This window comes from Streptomyces sp. NBC_00667, from assembly GCF_036226825.1.
Lineage (GTDB): Bacteria > Actinomycetota > Actinomycetes > Streptomycetales > Streptomycetaceae > Streptomyces.
Window position 1 is genome coordinate 3,067,914 of record NZ_CP109022.1, and the last position, 13,983, is coordinate 3,081,896.

13 protein-coding genes are annotated in these 13,983 nt (G+C 72.7%); 10 read left to right on the forward strand and 3 right to left on the reverse strand.

Annotated elements, in window-relative coordinates; all coding sequences use genetic code 11:
* The first annotated feature begins 46 nt into the window (after positions 1 to 46).
* Both OHA81_RS14250 and OHA81_RS14255 read left to right on the forward strand, forming a co-directional pair.
* The gene (locus tag OHA81_RS14250; protein WP_329196054.1) at positions 47 to 829 is read left to right on the forward strand and encodes a Mut7-C RNAse domain-containing protein; all 783 of its coding nucleotides are present in this window, start codon (positions 47 to 49) and stop codon (positions 827 to 829) included.
* A 21-nt stretch (positions 830 to 850) separates the two neighbouring features.
* A complete protein-coding gene (locus OHA81_RS14255; RefSeq protein WP_329196056.1) occupies positions 851 to 2,353 on the forward strand; it encodes an FAD-dependent oxidoreductase in 1,503 nt (500 codons plus the stop codon).
* Positions 2,354 to 2,359: 6 nt separating this feature from the next.
* Here the strand turns inward: OHA81_RS14255 and OHA81_RS14260 are convergent, their stop codons facing one another.
* Complete coding sequence (locus OHA81_RS14260; protein ID WP_329196058.1) at positions 2,360 to 2,854, reverse strand: hypothetical protein; 495 nt, start codon at positions 2,852 to 2,854, stop codon at positions 2,360 to 2,362.
* Positions 2,855 to 3,013: 159 nt separating this feature from the next.
* On the opposite strand from OHA81_RS14260, the gene OHA81_RS14265 reads away from it, so the two are divergent.
* Positions 3,014 to 3,775 carry an SDR family oxidoreductase gene (locus OHA81_RS14265; protein ID WP_329196060.1) on the forward strand — a complete coding sequence of 254 codons (762 nt, stop codon included), beginning with the start codon at positions 3,014 to 3,016 and terminating at the stop codon, positions 3,773 to 3,775.
* A gap of 106 nt (positions 3,776 to 3,881) precedes the next feature.
* On the opposite strand, the gene OHA81_RS14270 is transcribed toward OHA81_RS14265, so the two are convergent.
* Positions 3,882 to 5,075 (reverse strand): RtcB family protein, encoded by a 1,194-nt coding sequence (locus OHA81_RS14270; RefSeq protein WP_329196062.1) that lies wholly within the window; start codon positions 5,073 to 5,075, stop codon positions 3,882 to 3,884.
* Between the two features lie 193 nt (positions 5,076 to 5,268).
* Here OHA81_RS14270 and OHA81_RS14275 point away from each other — a divergent pair, with 193 nt between their 5' ends.
* From OHA81_RS14275 to OHA81_RS14285, 3 genes are all read left to right on the forward strand, one after another.
* Positions 5,269 to 6,162 carry a DUF3558 domain-containing protein gene (locus tag OHA81_RS14275; RefSeq protein WP_329196063.1) on the forward strand — a complete coding sequence of 298 codons (894 nt, stop codon included), beginning with the start codon at positions 5,269 to 5,271 and terminating at the stop codon, positions 6,160 to 6,162.
* Between the two features lie 123 nt (positions 6,163 to 6,285).
* Positions 6,286 to 7,155: a DUF3558 family protein gene (locus OHA81_RS14280; RefSeq protein ID WP_329196065.1), complete on the forward strand. Its 870-nt coding sequence runs from the start codon at positions 6,286 to 6,288 to the stop codon at positions 7,153 to 7,155.
* Between the two features lie 153 nt (positions 7,156 to 7,308).
* Entirely contained in the window at positions 7,309 to 8,577 is a 1,269-nt protein-coding gene (locus OHA81_RS14285; protein WP_329202282.1) for a DUF2637 domain-containing protein, read from the forward strand.
* Positions 8,578 to 8,730: 153 nt separating this feature from the next.
* Here the strand turns inward: OHA81_RS14285 and lysS are convergent, their stop codons facing one another.
* Positions 8,731 to 10,458: a lysine--tRNA ligase gene (gene lysS / locus OHA81_RS14290; RefSeq protein WP_329196067.1), complete on the reverse strand. Its 1,728-nt coding sequence runs from the start codon at positions 10,456 to 10,458 to the stop codon at positions 8,731 to 8,733.
* A gap of 166 nt (positions 10,459 to 10,624) precedes the next feature.
* Between lysS and argS the strand changes: the two genes are divergently transcribed.
* From argS to OHA81_RS14310, 4 genes are all read left to right on the forward strand, one after another.
* Complete coding sequence (gene argS / locus OHA81_RS14295) at positions 10,625 to 12,397, forward strand: arginine--tRNA ligase (RefSeq protein ID WP_329196068.1); 1,773 nt, start codon at positions 10,625 to 10,627, stop codon at positions 12,395 to 12,397.
* A gap of 154 nt (positions 12,398 to 12,551) precedes the next feature.
* Complete coding sequence (locus OHA81_RS14300; protein WP_329196070.1) at positions 12,552 to 12,980, forward strand: DUF3995 domain-containing protein; 429 nt, start codon at positions 12,552 to 12,554, stop codon at positions 12,978 to 12,980.
* Entirely contained in the window at positions 12,977 to 13,486 is a 510-nt protein-coding gene (locus tag OHA81_RS14305) for an RNA polymerase sigma factor (RefSeq protein ID WP_329196072.1), read from the forward strand. The genes OHA81_RS14300 and OHA81_RS14305 overlap by 4 nt, the downstream gene beginning before the upstream one ends.
* Entirely contained in the window at positions 13,483 to 13,935 is a 453-nt protein-coding gene (locus OHA81_RS14310; protein ID WP_329196075.1) for a hypothetical protein, read from the forward strand. The genes OHA81_RS14305 and OHA81_RS14310 overlap by 4 nt, the downstream gene beginning before the upstream one ends.
* The last annotated feature ends 48 nt before the right edge of the window (positions 13,936 to 13,983 follow it).

Genomic DNA, 13,983 nt, shown 5'->3' on the forward strand with positions numbered 1-13,983 from the left:
TGGAAATTCCGCCCGGGGCGTCGGAGGCGGATGGCATGCTGGCAGGGTGAACGGACCCGGCATTCAGCTCACCCTCGCGCCCGAACTGCACGTCTTCGCCGCGCCCAGTCGGCGGGCCGAGCGGGTTCCCACCGTGACCGACGGCGCCTCCAGCGTCGGACACGTCGTCGAGTCCGCCGGCGTCCCGCTCACCGAGGTCGGCCGGCTGCTCGTGGACGGGCAGGAGGTGCCCGTCTCGTACGTCCCGCAAGCAGGCGAGCTGGTCGAGGTGTTCGGCGTCGACCGCCCCCAGCGGATCCCGCAGCGCAGCGACGACGGCACCCCCCTCCGGTTCCTCCTCGACGTCCACCTCGGCACGCTCGCCCGCCGCCTGCGCCTGCTGGGAGTCGACGCCGCCTACGAGAACGAGGACATCGGGGACCCCGCCCTCGCCACCCGCTCCGCCGCCGAGCGCCGTGTCCTCCTCTCCCGCGACCGCGGCCTGCTGCGCCGCCGCGAGATCTTCGCCGGCGCGTACGTCTACAGCGACAACCCCGACGAGCAACTGCGCGACGTACTCAGCCGCTTCGCCCCGCACCTCGCACCCTGGACCCGCTGCACCGCCTGCAACGGACCGCTCCGCGAAGCCGACAAGGACAGCGTGGGCGACCGCCTCCAGCACGGCACGCAGCGCTCCTACGACGTGTTCGCCCAGTGCACCGACTGCGAGCGCGTGTACTGGCGCGGCGCCCACCACGCCCGCCTGGAGCGGATCGTCTCCGAAGCCGTGGCCGAATTCGGCCCCGGCGACAAGGGCCGGGGCGACGGAGACGGTGACGCCGCCGCGTGAGGTGCGGCAAACTGCCGAGGCATGACTGCCGCTGAGGACCACACGCCCCACGCCGTCGTCGACGTCGCCGTCGTCGGAGCCGGACCCACCGGGCTCCTGCTCGCCGGCGACCTCGCCGCCGCAGGTCTCTCCGTCACCCTCATCGAGCGGCGCCCCCAGACCGCCGCCAATCTGACCCGGGCCTTCGCCGTCCACGCCCGCACCCTCGAACTCCTCGACGCGCGCGGCATCGCCGACCAGCTCGTCTCCACCGGCCGACGGATCGACCGGCTGCGCCCCTTCGGTGGCATGGCCCTCTCCCTTCAACGGCTGAGCTCCCGCTACCCCTTCGTACTGATCACCCCTCAATATGAGACAGAGAAACTGCTGGAGCGCCGAGCTCTGTCCACAGGGGCGGTCATCCGATATGACTGCGAAGTCACCGGCCTCCACCAGGACCACGACAGCGTCACCCTCGACATCACCACCCCCGCCGGCCCCGTGCGGCAGACCGCCCGCCACGTCGTCGGCACCGACGGCGTCCGCTCCACCGTCCGCCGGGCCCTGGGCCTCCCCTTCCCCGGCAAGGCCGTCGTCCGCTCCATGGTCCTGGCCGACGTACGGCTGACCGATCCCCCCGAGGACTTCCTCGCCGTCAACGGCAGCGCCGACGCCTTCGCCCTCGTCGTCCCCTTCGGCGACGGCTGGTACCGCGCCATCGCCTGGCACCGCGACGGCCGCGCCGCCGACACCGACCCCGTCGGCCTCGAAGAGCTGCGCGCCATCACCCGCGCCGCCCTCGGCACCGACCACGGCATGCACGACCCCCGCTGGATGTCCCGCTTCCACAGCGACGAACGCCAGGTCCCCCACTACCGCGCCGGCCGCGTCTTCCTCGCCGGGGACGCCGCCCACGTCCACTCCCCCGCCGGTGGCCTCGGCATGAACACCGGCCTCCAGGACGCCGCCAACCTCTCCTGGAAGCTCGCCGCCGTCCTCCACGGCCACAGCCCCGACCCCGAGGCCCTCCTCGACAGCTACCACCGCGAACGCCACCCCGTCGGCCGGCTCGTCCTGCGCGCGAGCGGCGCCCTCGTCCGCACCGCCATGGTCAGCGACCCCGCCCGCCGCGCCGCCCGCGCGCTCGGCGCCGCGGTCCTCGCCCGGGTCGGCCCGGCCCAGGAGCGCGCGCTCGGCCTCGTCTCCGGCATCGGGATCGGCTACCCGCCCCCCGCGGGCACCCACCGCCCGACCACCGCGGGCCGGCGCGCCCCCGACCTGCCCCTCGCCGGCGGCCTGCGCCTCTACGAGGCCCTGCGCACCGGCAGCTTCGTCCTCATCACCCCTCCCGGACGGCCCACCCCGCCCGGGAGCCCGCTCTCCCACCACCACTGGCCCACCGGGCGGCCCCGCACGGCGTCCGTCCTCGTACGCCCCGACGGCTACGTCGCCTGGAGCTCCGAGCGGGCCGACGACACCGCCACCGCGTCCGCCGTGGCGTCCTGGCTCCTGCCCCGGCCCGCGCCGCACAAGGAACAGCAGTAGCAGAGGTCAGAAGGCGTACGAGTCCCCCGTGTCCAGGGCCAGCACCGCGTGCTCGTTGTTGCCGCTGTTGCGGTCGGCGGCGTCGCCGTTCCACCACGTGTCGACCCGTACCACCACCTCCGGAACCCGCTCCCGCAGCCCGAGCAGCAGCCCGATGTGCCGGCCCCTCCCGTGCGCGGGCAGCGGGCCGGTCTCGCAGACCACCTCGCGCCGCCCGGCCCGCGCGCACCCCTCGGCCAGCTCCTGCACGTCCCCGAGGTCCGCCGACAGCCGCACCCGCAGCGTGGCGTCGGCCAGCGCGGTCGGACCCTCGTTCTGCGGGACCAGCCACACCCGCAGCTGCCCCCGGTCCAGCGAGACCCGGCCGTGGTACGAGACGTCCGCCTCCGGCTCGGGCGCCCGGGCCCCGGCGCTGCCCGCGCCCACGGCACCGCCCAGCACGAGCAAGCCCGCCACCACCACACTCCGTACGGCACCACGGCGCACCGCCACCACCTCCACGCGCGGACGCTAGACCGCTCCGGCCCCCGCCGGTCGGACCATCACACGAACGAGGGCGCGGCGCGGCCGCCGGGGACGGCCAACCGGCTGAGCCGTGGCATCCGCCTATGCTGGCCGGGAATCGCCCGTACGAACGAACGACGAACGAGGAGCACGCCCATGAGCCCCGCCACCCGTACCGCCGTGGTCACCGGCGCGAGCAGCGGCATCGGCGCGGCCACCGCCCGGCAGCTCGCGGCGGCCGGCTACCACGTCGTCCTCACCGCCCGCCGCAAGGACCGCATCGAGGCCCTGGCCGCCGAGATCACCGACGCGGGCCACCGGGCCACCGCCCACGCCCTCGACGTCACCGACCGCGCCGCCGTGGACGCCTTCGCGGCGTCCCTCGCGCGCTGCGACGTGCTCGTCAACAACGCCGGCGGGGCGATCGGGGCGGAGCCCGTGGCCACCGGCGACCCCGCCGACTGGCGCACGATGTACGAGGTCAACGTCATCGGCACGCTCCACGTGACCCAGGCCCTGCTCCCGGCCCTGGTGGCCTCCGGCGACGGCACGGTGGTCGTCCTGTCCTCCACCGCCGGGCACTCCACCTACGAGGGCGGCGCGGGCTACGTCGCCGCGAAGAACGGCGCCCGCGTGCTCGCCGAGACGCTCCGGCTGGAGATCGTCGGGCAGCCCGTCCGCGTCATCGAGATCGCGCCGGGCATGGTCAAGACGGAGGAGTTCGCGAAGACCCGCTTCCGGGGCGACGCGGAGAAGGCCGAGAAGGTCTACGCGGGCGTCGCGCACCCCCTGTCCGCAGACGACGTGGCCGACACGATCACCTGGGCGGTGACCCGCCCCAGCCACGTCAACATCGACCTCCTGGTGGTCCGCCCGCGCGCCCAGGCCTCGAACACGAAGGTCCACCGCGAGCTCTGACCCACCCCCCGGGGGCGACCACGAGGAACCGGTTCCCGGACGCGACGCGCGGAGCGCGCGGTGAACGGCACACGCCGAACGGCGCGCGCTGGGCGGCGCGCGCCGGTCAGCCCTTGATGCAGATGACCTGCCTGAGCTTGGCCACCACCTCGACCAAGTCGGTCTGCTGGTCGATGACCTGCTCGATCGACTTGTACGCGCCCGGGATCTCGTCCACCACGCCGGAGTCCTTGCGGCACTCCACGCCCTTGGTCTGCTCCGCGAGGTCCCGCGCCGAGAAACGCTTCTTCGCCGCCGTCCGGCTCATCTTCCGGCCCGCGCCGTGCGAAGCCGAGTTGAAGGACTTCTCGTTGCCGAGTCCCTTCACGATGTACGAACCGGTCCCCATCGAGCCGGGGATGATCCCGTAGTCCCCGCTGCCCGCGCGGATCGCGCCCTTGCGCGTGACCAGCAGGTCCATGCCGTCGTACCGCTCCTGGGCCACGTAGTTGTGGTGGCAGCTGATCTCCCGCTCGAAGGAGACCTTGGCCTTGCGGAACTGCTTGCGGATGACCTCCTTGAACAGGCTCATCATCACGGCGCGGTTGAACTTCGCGTACTCCTGCGCCCAGAACAGGTCGTTGCGGTACGCGTCCATCTCCGGGGTCGCCGCCAGGAACACCGCCAGGTCCCGGTCGACCAGGCCCTGGTTGTGCGCGAGACCGCGGGCCACGCCGATGTGGAAGTTCGCCAGTTCGTTGCCGATGTTGCGCGAACCCGAGTGCAGCATGAGCCAGACGGAGCCGTCCGTGTCGATGCAGACCTCGCAGAAGTGGTTGCCCTGCCCCAGGCTCCCCATCTGCCGCATCGCACGGTCGCGCCGGTACTTCACCGAGTCCGTGACGTGGTCGAAGCGCTCCCAGAGATCCCCGAACCCGGCCGCCCCGAAGCCGTACAGCCGCGCCGGGTCCACGGCCTCCTTGTGCATGCCCACGCCCACCGGGATGGCCTGCTCGATCTTCGAGCGCAGTCCCGACAGGTCGCCGGGCAGGTCGTTCGCGGTGAGGGAGGTCCGCACGGCCGACATCCCGCAGCCGATGTCGACGCCGACCGCCGCCGGGCACACCGCGTCCTTCATCGCGATCACGGAACCGACCGTGGCGCCCTTGCCGTAGTGGACGTCGGGCATGACGGCCAGGCCCTTGATCCACGGCAGGGTCGCGACGTTGCGCAGCTGCTGCATCGCGTGGTCCTCGACCGACGCGGGATCGGTCCACATCCGGATCGGGACGTTCGCCCCGGGTACCTCTACGTACGACATAACGCCCTCAAAACCCCGTTAATCACAGGAAAGTCGGAATACGCAAAAAGCCTCGCTCATAGCCCCATAGCGGACAAGGAACCGGCGCCGGCACCAGCGTGTGCGATAGACATTGTGTCCAGCCGTGCCCCAGCCACGGCAAAGCAATTTCCTGACCGCCGGGCAGCCGGCCGGCCGAAGGGAGCCACAGGACGTGCAGCGCAAGGCGGTACGACGGCGGGCCCTGCCAGGCGTCGCGATGCTCACCGCGCTCGTGGCCGGGGTCACCGGCCTCACCGGGTGCACCGAGACGAGCGGCCCCGGGACCACCACCGACGCGAAGGCCGGCGGCAGCTCCGCCGTGCCCGCACAGCCGGGGAAGTACCGCAGCCTCCCCGCCCCGTGCAAGGCCGCCGACCTCAAGCGGCTGCGCGGCATGCTCCCCGCCGACGAGAGCCTCACCGCCGAACAGCGGGAGTTGCTCTACGCCGGGACGGCGGACGCCTCGTACGACGCCGACAGGCGCGTCGGCTGCCGCTGGACCGCGCAGACGCCCTCGGAGACCCGGCTGTTGTCGGTCGGCTTCGAGCGCGTGGTCTCGTACGACCGCGCCGCCGCGAGCGACGACGACAAGGCGCGGCAGGTGTACGTACGCCGCCTCACCGACGCCCACCTCCCCTTCCCCGGGGCTTCGGCGACGCCCTCCGCGCCCGCCGCACCCGCCACGGCTCCCCCGGTCCCCGCCGCTCCCGTCGCGACGGCTTCCGGCGCGACCGCCGGCGCGACCGCTCCCGGCTCGGCCCCGAACCCGGCAGGAGCCGGCGGCAGCCCGAGCGGAAGCCCCACCCCCACCGCCCCGCCGGAGCTCGGCTCCCGCGTGCTGGAGGGGCTGGGCAACGAGGCGTACATCGAGGACAAGCTGAGCCCGGCCGGCACCACCGCCCCCCAGTCGCGCACCGTGCGCACTGTGTTCCGTACCTCGAACGTCATCGTCACCATCGAGTACAGCATCCAGCCGTCCCAGCCCGGGGTCGTGCCCTCCAGCGCGGAAACCCAGGACAAGGTCCGGCAGTTGGCGCAGGCGCTCGTCGAACGGTTCAACGACTGACCGCACGCGCCCCCGGGGGGCGCGCGCGGCCCGCGTGACGGCGCGCACAGCAGCCGGGCGCCGGGTCGGGCTACCGTTGTTCGAGTCCCGCGCCCCGAAATGGCCCCAACGACTGAAGGAAACATGCACCGATCAGCCTCGCGCCTCACCCGCGTTCTCGCCTGCGCAGCCGTCCCGGTGATCCTCACCGTCGCCGGATGCTCCTCCGATTCGGGCAAGGCCTCGGGCTCGGACGGCAAGAAGTCCGATTCCTCCGCACCTTCCAAGCCGGGCGCGAAGGCGTCGCCCACCCTGGAGAAGGTGGCGTTCGCCACGCTGCCGGAGCCCTGCAAGGCGGTGCAGTCGAAGACCATCGACTCCCTCGTGCCCGAAGCGAAGGACAAGAACGGCACGGCGACGAAGTCGAACGACCTCTCCAGCCGCGCCAGCTGCTCCTGGAACGGTCTCGACGAGGACGGCCTCAAGGGCTCGCAGTACCACTGGCTGTCGATCTCCCTGGTCCGCTACGACTCCCACGCCACGCTCGGCAGCGGCAACAAGCGCGCCGAGGAGCAGTACAACAAGCAGGTCGAGACGGCGAAGAAGGTCGACGGCGCCCACGACGTCAAGGTGGAGCAGGCCGGCGGGATCGGTGACCAGGGCACCTCGGTCGTCTACGGCGTGAAGAAGGACGTCGACTTCTTCAACACCACCATCGTCGTGCGCGACAAGAACGTCGTGATCACCCTCGACTACAACGGCGCCGCCTACGAGGGCGCCGCCGCCCCCGACCAGGGCAAGCTGCTCCAGGACGCCGTCGCCGCCGCCAAGGAGACGGCCGCTTCGGTCGAGGCCGCGGGCACCGGCCAGCCGGCCCCCGGCCAGGGCGGACAGCAGGCCCCCGCGCCGTCGCAGTCCGCGCAGGGCCAGGGCCAGGGTCAGGGGCAGGGGCAGGGCCAGGGCCAGGGGCAGGAGTCCAAGTCCCCGGAGCCCTCGAAGTCCGCGGACCAGTAGGAAGCGCCCGGTCGAAGCCGGCGGAATCGGCGGGAGCAGGGGCAGAGGTAGGGCTGACATCCAGTCACCCGTACTCTGTGCCTGCCCGGGCTCGAACAGCTCCCGGCAGCAGCTCGTAGCACGTCGAAGGACAGGGGATCACGCGTGGCCGCGATGCAGTTGACTCGTACGCACCGGATACTCATCGGTGTCGTGGTCGCCGGAGCCGTGGTCATCGCGGGCATCGGCTTCGCGGGTTCGTACTCCGCGGTGCGGGCCCTGGCCTTGAAGAAGGGCTTCGGCAGCTTCTCGCTGGTGTTCCCCATCGGCATCGACGCCGGCATCTGCGTGCTGCTGGCGCTCGACCTGTTGCTGACCTGGATCCGCATCCCGTTCCCGCTGCTGCGCCAGACGGCGTGGCTGCTGACCGCCGCCACGATCGCGTTCAACGGCGCGGCAGCGTGGCCGGATCCGCTCGGTGTCGGCATGCACGCGGTGATCCCGATCCTGTTCGTGGTCACCGTCGAGGCGGCCCGGCACGCGGTCGGCCGGATCGCGGACATCACCGCCGACCGGCACATGGAGGGCGTCCGGATCACCCGCTGGCTGCTCTCCCCCGTCCCCACCTTCAAACTGTGGCGCCGGATGAAGCTGTGGGAACTGCGCTCCTACGAGCAGGCCGTCGGCATGGAGCAGGACCGGCTGATCTACCAGGCCCGCCTCCAGGCCCGCTACGGGCGCGCCTGGCGCCGCAAGGCCCCCGTGGAGGCGCTGATGCCGCTGCGCCTGGCCCGGATAGGGGTGCCGCTCGCCCAGACGGCCCCGACCGGCCTCGCGGCGGCCGGTATCGAACCGATGCTGCTGCCCCCGGCCGAGGCCGGGCCGGATGCCACCGTCCCGGCCCCCGCCCTCGAGGCGGCGCCCGGACAACCGGCTCCGGAAGCCGCGTCCGAGGCCCAGGCCGCACCCGGGGCCCGGCCCGCCCCCCAGCCGGCGGTCCCCGGCCCCCTCCCCGCCCCCCTGCCCTTCGCAGTCGAGCCGACCGCCATGCCGGCCGCCCACAACAGCGCCTGGTTCGCCGCGCCCCTGGCCCCCCAGGCCGCGTACGAGGGCGGCTACAACCCCCAGTACGTCGAGGGCCTGGAGCCGACCCCGGTCATGCCCCCGGCCGGCCCGGACCAGCAGGAGCAGACCCCCGCACCGGTGCCGGAGAGCGCCCCGGACCCGGACGTCGACGAGGTGAAGTTCGCGGAGGCCGCCTACGAGGTGTTCCGCGCCTTCCTCGACGAGCACTCGCAGTTCCCGACCCCGGAGCAGGTGGACATACACCTCTCGGACCGCCACGGGATCGTGCACCCGCGCAGCGCCTCGATGATCCGCCGCCTGATGCCCGAGCTCAAGCTCCGCTACCAGCGGGACCTGGAGAACGAGCACATCGCGTAACCGCTCACGACGAAGGGCCCGCACCCCCAGGGGTACGGGCCCTTCGCACGTCCTACGGAGCCACGGGGCCGCGCCGCCCGGGCGGCCGGCAGCGGCTCGGGCGGCCGGCAGCGGCTCGGGCGGCCGGCGGTGGCTCAGGCGGCCGGCGGTGGCTCAGGCGGCCAGCAGCTTGCGCACCCGGTCCGCCCCCACCGCCAGCAGCAGCGTGGGCAGGCGCGGCCCGGTCTCCCGGGTCACCAGCAGCCGGTACAGCAGCGCGAAGAACGTGCGCTGCGCGACCTTGAGCTCCGGCGTCGGCTTCGCGTCGGGCTCCAGCCCGGCCATCACCTTCGGCACGCCGTAGACCAGCGTGGTCAGCCCGTCGAGCGACCAGTGCGAGTCCAGTCCCTCCAGGAGCAGCCGCAGCGACTCCCGGCCCTCGTCGTCCAGGGAGGACAGCAGCTCGGTGTCCGGCTCCTCGCGCACCAGGGTCCGCTGGTCGGCCGGGACCTGGGTGGTGATCCAGTTCTCGGCGCGGTCCAGCCGCGGCCGCACCTCGTCCAGCGAGGCCAGCGGCCGCTCCGGGTCCAGGTCGGACAGGATGCGCAGCGTCTGCTCGTCGTGCCCGGCGGTGATGTCGACCACCGAGGCCAGCGTCCGGTACGGCATCGGGCGCGGGGTGCGCGGCAGCTCACCGGCCGCGGTCCGCACGGCGCGCGTGTGGGCGGCGGCGTCGGCCGGCAGCACGGAGCCGTCGGCGACCTTCGCCTCCAGCTTGTCCCACTCGTCGTACAGCCGCTGGATCTCCTGGTCGAAGGCGATCTTGAACGACTGGTTCGGGCGGCGGCGCGCGTACAGCCAGCGCAGCAGCTGCGGCTCCATGATCTTGAGCGCGTCGGCCGGGGTCGGGACCCCGCCCTTGCTGGACGACATCTTGGCCATGCCGCTGATGCCGACGAACGCGTACATCGGCCCGATCGGCTGCTCGCCGCCGAAGATGTGCACGATCTGCCCGCCGACCTGGAACGACGAACCGGGCGAGGAGTGGTCGACGCCGGAGGGCTCGAAGACGACGCCCTCGTACGCCCAGCGCATCGGCCAGTCGACCTTCCAGACCAGCTTGCCGCGGTTGAACTCGTTGAGCGCGACCGTCTCGGTGAACTCGTCCTCGGTGCAGACGTAGGTCAGCTCGGTGGTCTCGTCGTCGTACGCCGTGACCTTCGTGAAGTCCTTGCCGCACTCGCCGCAGTACGGCTTGTACGGGAAGTAGCCGCCTTCGGCGCTGCTGCCGTCGTCCTCGGCAGCGGCGCCCGAACCCTCGGCGGCCTCCAGCTCGGCCTCGTCGACCTGCTTCTGCTGCGGCTTCTTGCCGCCCGGCTTCTGCTTCGTGCGGTACTGGTCGAGCACGGCGTCGATGTCCGCCCGGTGCTTCATCGCGAACAGCACCTGCTCGCGGTAGACGCCCGTCGTGTACTGCTCGGTCTGGCTGATCGGGTCGTACTCGACGCCCAGCTCGGCCAGCGACTCGACCATCGCGGCCTTGAAGTGCTCGGCCCAGCTGCCGTACGCGGACCCGGCCGGGGCCGGGACGGCCGTCAGCGGCTTGCCGATGTGCTGCGCCCAGCTCTCGTCCACGCCCTCGACACCCGCCGGCACCTTGCGGTAGCGGTCGTAGTCGTCCCAGGACAGGACGTGCCGGACCTCGATGCCGCGGCGGCGGATCTCGTCGGCGACCAGGTGCGGGGTCATCACCTCGCGCAGGTTGCCCAGGTGGATCGGGCCGGAAGGGGAGAGTCCGGACGCGACGACGACAGGTTTGCCGGGTGCTCGGCGCTCCGCCTCGGCGATGACCTCGTCCGCGAAACGGGAGACCCAGTCGGTCTCGGTGCTGCTCTGAGCCACGACACGTCCTTCTATCTCGAATGCTGGCTTACGCCATTCTCCCAGACGGAACAGGCCGCTCCGGGGTTGCTCCCCTCCCGCATTCTCCAGAGAAACAGAAGGCCCCCGCGTGGGATACTCGGCTCTTGTCGGAACAACCAAGTTCACCTCACAGGAACGGCAGCTCATGGCCTCGGTCCCTTCCCTCGCTTCCTCCGTCCATCAGCGCGTCGCGGACGCCCTCGCCTCCGCCCTGCCGGAGGCCGGTGCCGCCGACCCGCTGCTGCGACGAAGCGACCGGGCCGACTTCCAGGCCAACGGCATCCTGGCCCTCGCGAAGAAGGCCAAGGCCAACCCGCGCGAGCTCGCGTCGACCGTCCTCGAAGGCCTGGACAAGGGCGGTGTGATCCAGGACATCGAGGTCTCCGGCCCCGGCTTCCTCAACATCACGATCACCGACCGGGCGATCATCGAGACCCTGGCCGCCCGCGCCGCCGACGACCGCCTCGGCGTCCCGTACGCCGAGGACGCCGGCACCACGGTGATCGACTACGCGCAGCCCAACGTCGCCAAGGAGATGCACGTCGGCCACCTGCGCTCCGCCGTCATCGGCGCCGCGATGGTCGAGATCCTGGAGTTCACGGGCGAGAAGGTGGTCCGCCGCCACCACATCGGCGACTGGGGCACCCAGTTCGGGATGCTCATCCAGTACCTGCTGGAGCACCCGCACGAGCTGGACCACAAGGCCGAGGGCGGCGAGGAGGTCTCCGGCGAGGAGGCCATGTCCAACCTGAACCGCCTCTACAAGGCCTCGCGCGCCCTCTTCGACTCCGACGAGGAGTTCAAGACGCGCGCCCGCGCCCGGGTCGTCGACCTCCAGGCCGGGGACCCCCAGACCCTCGCCCTGTGGCAGCGGTTCGTCGACGAGTCGAAGATCTACTTCTACTCGGTCTTCCACAAGCTGGACATGGACATCCAGGACCCGGACGTGGTCGGGGAGTCCGGCTACAACGACATGCTCGCCGAGACCTGCAAGCTGCTGGAGGACTCGGGCGTCGCCGTCCGTTCCAACGGCGCGCTGTGCGTCTTCTTCGACGAGTACAAGGGCCCGGACGGCAACCCGACGCCGCTGATCGTCCAGAAGTCCGACGGCGGCTTCGGCTACGCCGCCACCGACCTGTCCGCGATCCGCAACCGCGTGGGCGAACTCAAGGCCGACACCCTCATCTACGTGGTCGACGCCCGCCAGTCCCTGCACTTCAAGATGGTCTTCGAGACGGCCCGCCGGGCGGGCTGGCTGAACGACGGGGTCAAGGCCGTCCAGTTGGCCTTCGGCACCGTCCTCGGCAAGGACGGCAAGCCGTTCAAGACCCGTGAGGGCGAGACCGTCCGCCTGGTCGACCTGCTGGACGAGGCCGTCGAGCGGGCGACCGCCGTCGTGCGCGAGAAGAGCGAGAAGATCGGCCTGAGCGAGGAGGAGATCGTCTCCAACGGCCAGTACGTGGGCATCGGCGCCGTCAAGTACGCCGACCTCTCCACCTCCGCCGGCCGCGACTACAAGTTCGACCTCGACCAGATGGTGTCCCTGACCGGTGACACGTCCGTGTACCTCCAGTACGCGTACGCCCGTAACCGCTCGATCCTGCGCAAGGCCGGAGAGACCCGGCCCGTCGCGCACCCCGAGCTGGCGCTCGCCCCGGCCGAACGCGCGCTCGGCCTGCACATCGACCAGTTCGGGGAGGTCATCGCGGACGCGGCCGCCGAATACGCCCCGCACAAGGTCGCGGCGTTCCTCTTCCAGCTCGCGACGCTCTACTCGACCTTCTTCGACCAGTGCCCGGTCCTCAAGGCCGACACCGCCGAGCAGATGGAGAACCGCCTCTTCCTCTGCGACCTGACCGCCCGCACCCTCACCAAGGGCATGGCGCTCCTCGGCATCCGCACCCCCGAGCGCCTCTGACGGACCCGGTGGGCGGCCCGGAGGACGACTCCGGGCCGCCCCGCCGGGCCGCCCCGCCGGCCCGGCCCGCCGCGCCTGTGACGCGGAACACAGGGAACGTTCCGCGCGGGCGGCTCCTCTCCAGGGTGTTGGTACGCACACCGAGGGGGAGCACATGAACGACACCACCCGCCGCCGCCTGGGCACGGCGCTCGCGGCCCTGCTGGCCGTGGACGGCCTCGCGCACCTGTACTGGGCCACCGGGCGGACCTGGCCCGCCGCCGACGCGCACGCGCTCTCCCTGGCCGTCCTCGGCACCGAGGTCTCCTTCGCGCCGCCCGTCGTCCTGCCGCTCGCCGCCGTCACCCTCACCGGTGCCGGCGCCGTCCTGGCCCACTCCCGCCGCCGGGGCGGGCCCGCGACCCGCCTGGTGACCGGCGCCGTCGCCGCCGGGCTCGCCGTGCGGGGCCTGGCGGGCCTGGGGTGCGCGACCGGGGCCGTCGACAGCCCGCCCGGGCCCTTCTCCGTACTCAACCTCGCGCTCTACACCCCCGCCTGCCTCGGCTTCGGCTGGGCCGCCGCCCGTCTGGCGCGCGCCCGGTGACCCCGGCGGAACGCGAGCGCGGAGTCACCCTCGCCCGGGCCGCCCGCGCCGGGAACACCCTGGCGATGCACGACCTCCTCGACCACCTGACCCCGTACGTCGCCCGCGTCTGCACCCCGATCGCCCTCGCGGACGGCCCGGACGCCACGCAGGAGGCGCTGGTCGCCGTCTTCGGGGCGCTCAGGACGCTGCGGGACCCCGAGGCGCTGTACGGCTGGGTCCGGGCCATCGCGGTCCGCGAGGCGGTGCGCACCGCCCGCCGCGCGGCCCGGGACCGGCCCGCCGAACTGGCCGACGTCCCCGGGCGCGGCGACCCGCAGCTCGCCGCCGACATCGACGACGTACTGGCCCGCCTGTCCCCCGGCCACCGGGCGGTGCTGGTGCTGCGGGACGTCGAGGGACTGGACGAGGAGGCCGCCGCGGCCGTCCTCGGAGTACCGCCCGGTACCGCCAAGTCCCGGCTGCACCGGGCCCGTTCGAGCTTCCGGAAGGCGTGGTTCTCATGACGTACGCGAGCGACGGCGTCGGCCGGTTGCGGGTGATGGCGGCCGGGATCCCGGGCGCGCGGATCGCCGAGCGGGTGCTGCCCGCCGACCCGGACACGGTCTGGGCGGTGATGGCCGACCTGGAGGGCGAGTTCGGCCGCTTCCAGCCGGACATGCGCCGGGTGAGGGTGCTGCGGGTGAGCGGCGACCGGGTGGAGGCCATGGCCCGCAGCAAGTACGGGCTGCGCGCCCACCTCAGGGGGGTGTTGCGCCCGGGCTGGTGCTGGCTCCAGAGCCGCTTCCTGATCGTCGGCATGGCGGCGGCCCCGGAGCCGGGCGGCGGCACCCGGGTGGCCCTGACGGGCGGCGTACGGGTCCCGGGCCGCGCGGCGATCGTCCCGCTGGGGACGGCCGGCGAACTGGCCCGGGCGATGACCCGCCTGGAGGGCCGGGTGCAGGAGCGGAGCTAGGCGGCGCCGTGCGCCGGCCCGGAAAATCGGCGCCGGCCCGGGAACTCG

Excerpts from the sequence above, each read along its gene's own strand:
- OHA81_RS14255 (WP_329196056.1), top strand. The coding sequence starts at position 851 with ATGACTGCCGCTGAGGACCACACGCCCCACGCCGTCGTCGACGTCGCC.
- OHA81_RS14265 (WP_329196060.1), top strand. The coding sequence starts at position 3,014 with ATGAGCCCCGCCACCCGTACCGCCGTGGTCACCGGCGCGAGCAGCGGC.
- OHA81_RS14270 (WP_329196062.1), bottom strand. The coding sequence starts at position 5,075 with ATGTCGTACGTAGAGGTACCCGGGGCGAACGTCCCGATCCGGATGTGG.
- OHA81_RS14280 (WP_329196065.1), top strand. The coding sequence starts at position 6,286 with ATGCACCGATCAGCCTCGCGCCTCACCCGCGTTCTCGCCTGCGCAGCC.
- OHA81_RS14285 (WP_329202282.1), top strand. The coding sequence starts at position 7,309 with ATGCAGTTGACTCGTACGCACCGGATACTCATCGGTGTCGTGGTCGCC.
- argS (WP_329196068.1), top strand. The coding sequence starts at position 10,625 with ATGGCCTCGGTCCCTTCCCTCGCTTCCTCCGTCCATCAGCGCGTCGCG.
- OHA81_RS14300 (WP_329196070.1), top strand. The coding sequence starts at position 12,552 with ATGAACGACACCACCCGCCGCCGCCTGGGCACGGCGCTCGCGGCCCTG.
- OHA81_RS14310 (WP_329196075.1), top strand. The coding sequence starts at position 13,483 with ATGACGTACGCGAGCGACGGCGTCGGCCGGTTGCGGGTGATGGCGGCC.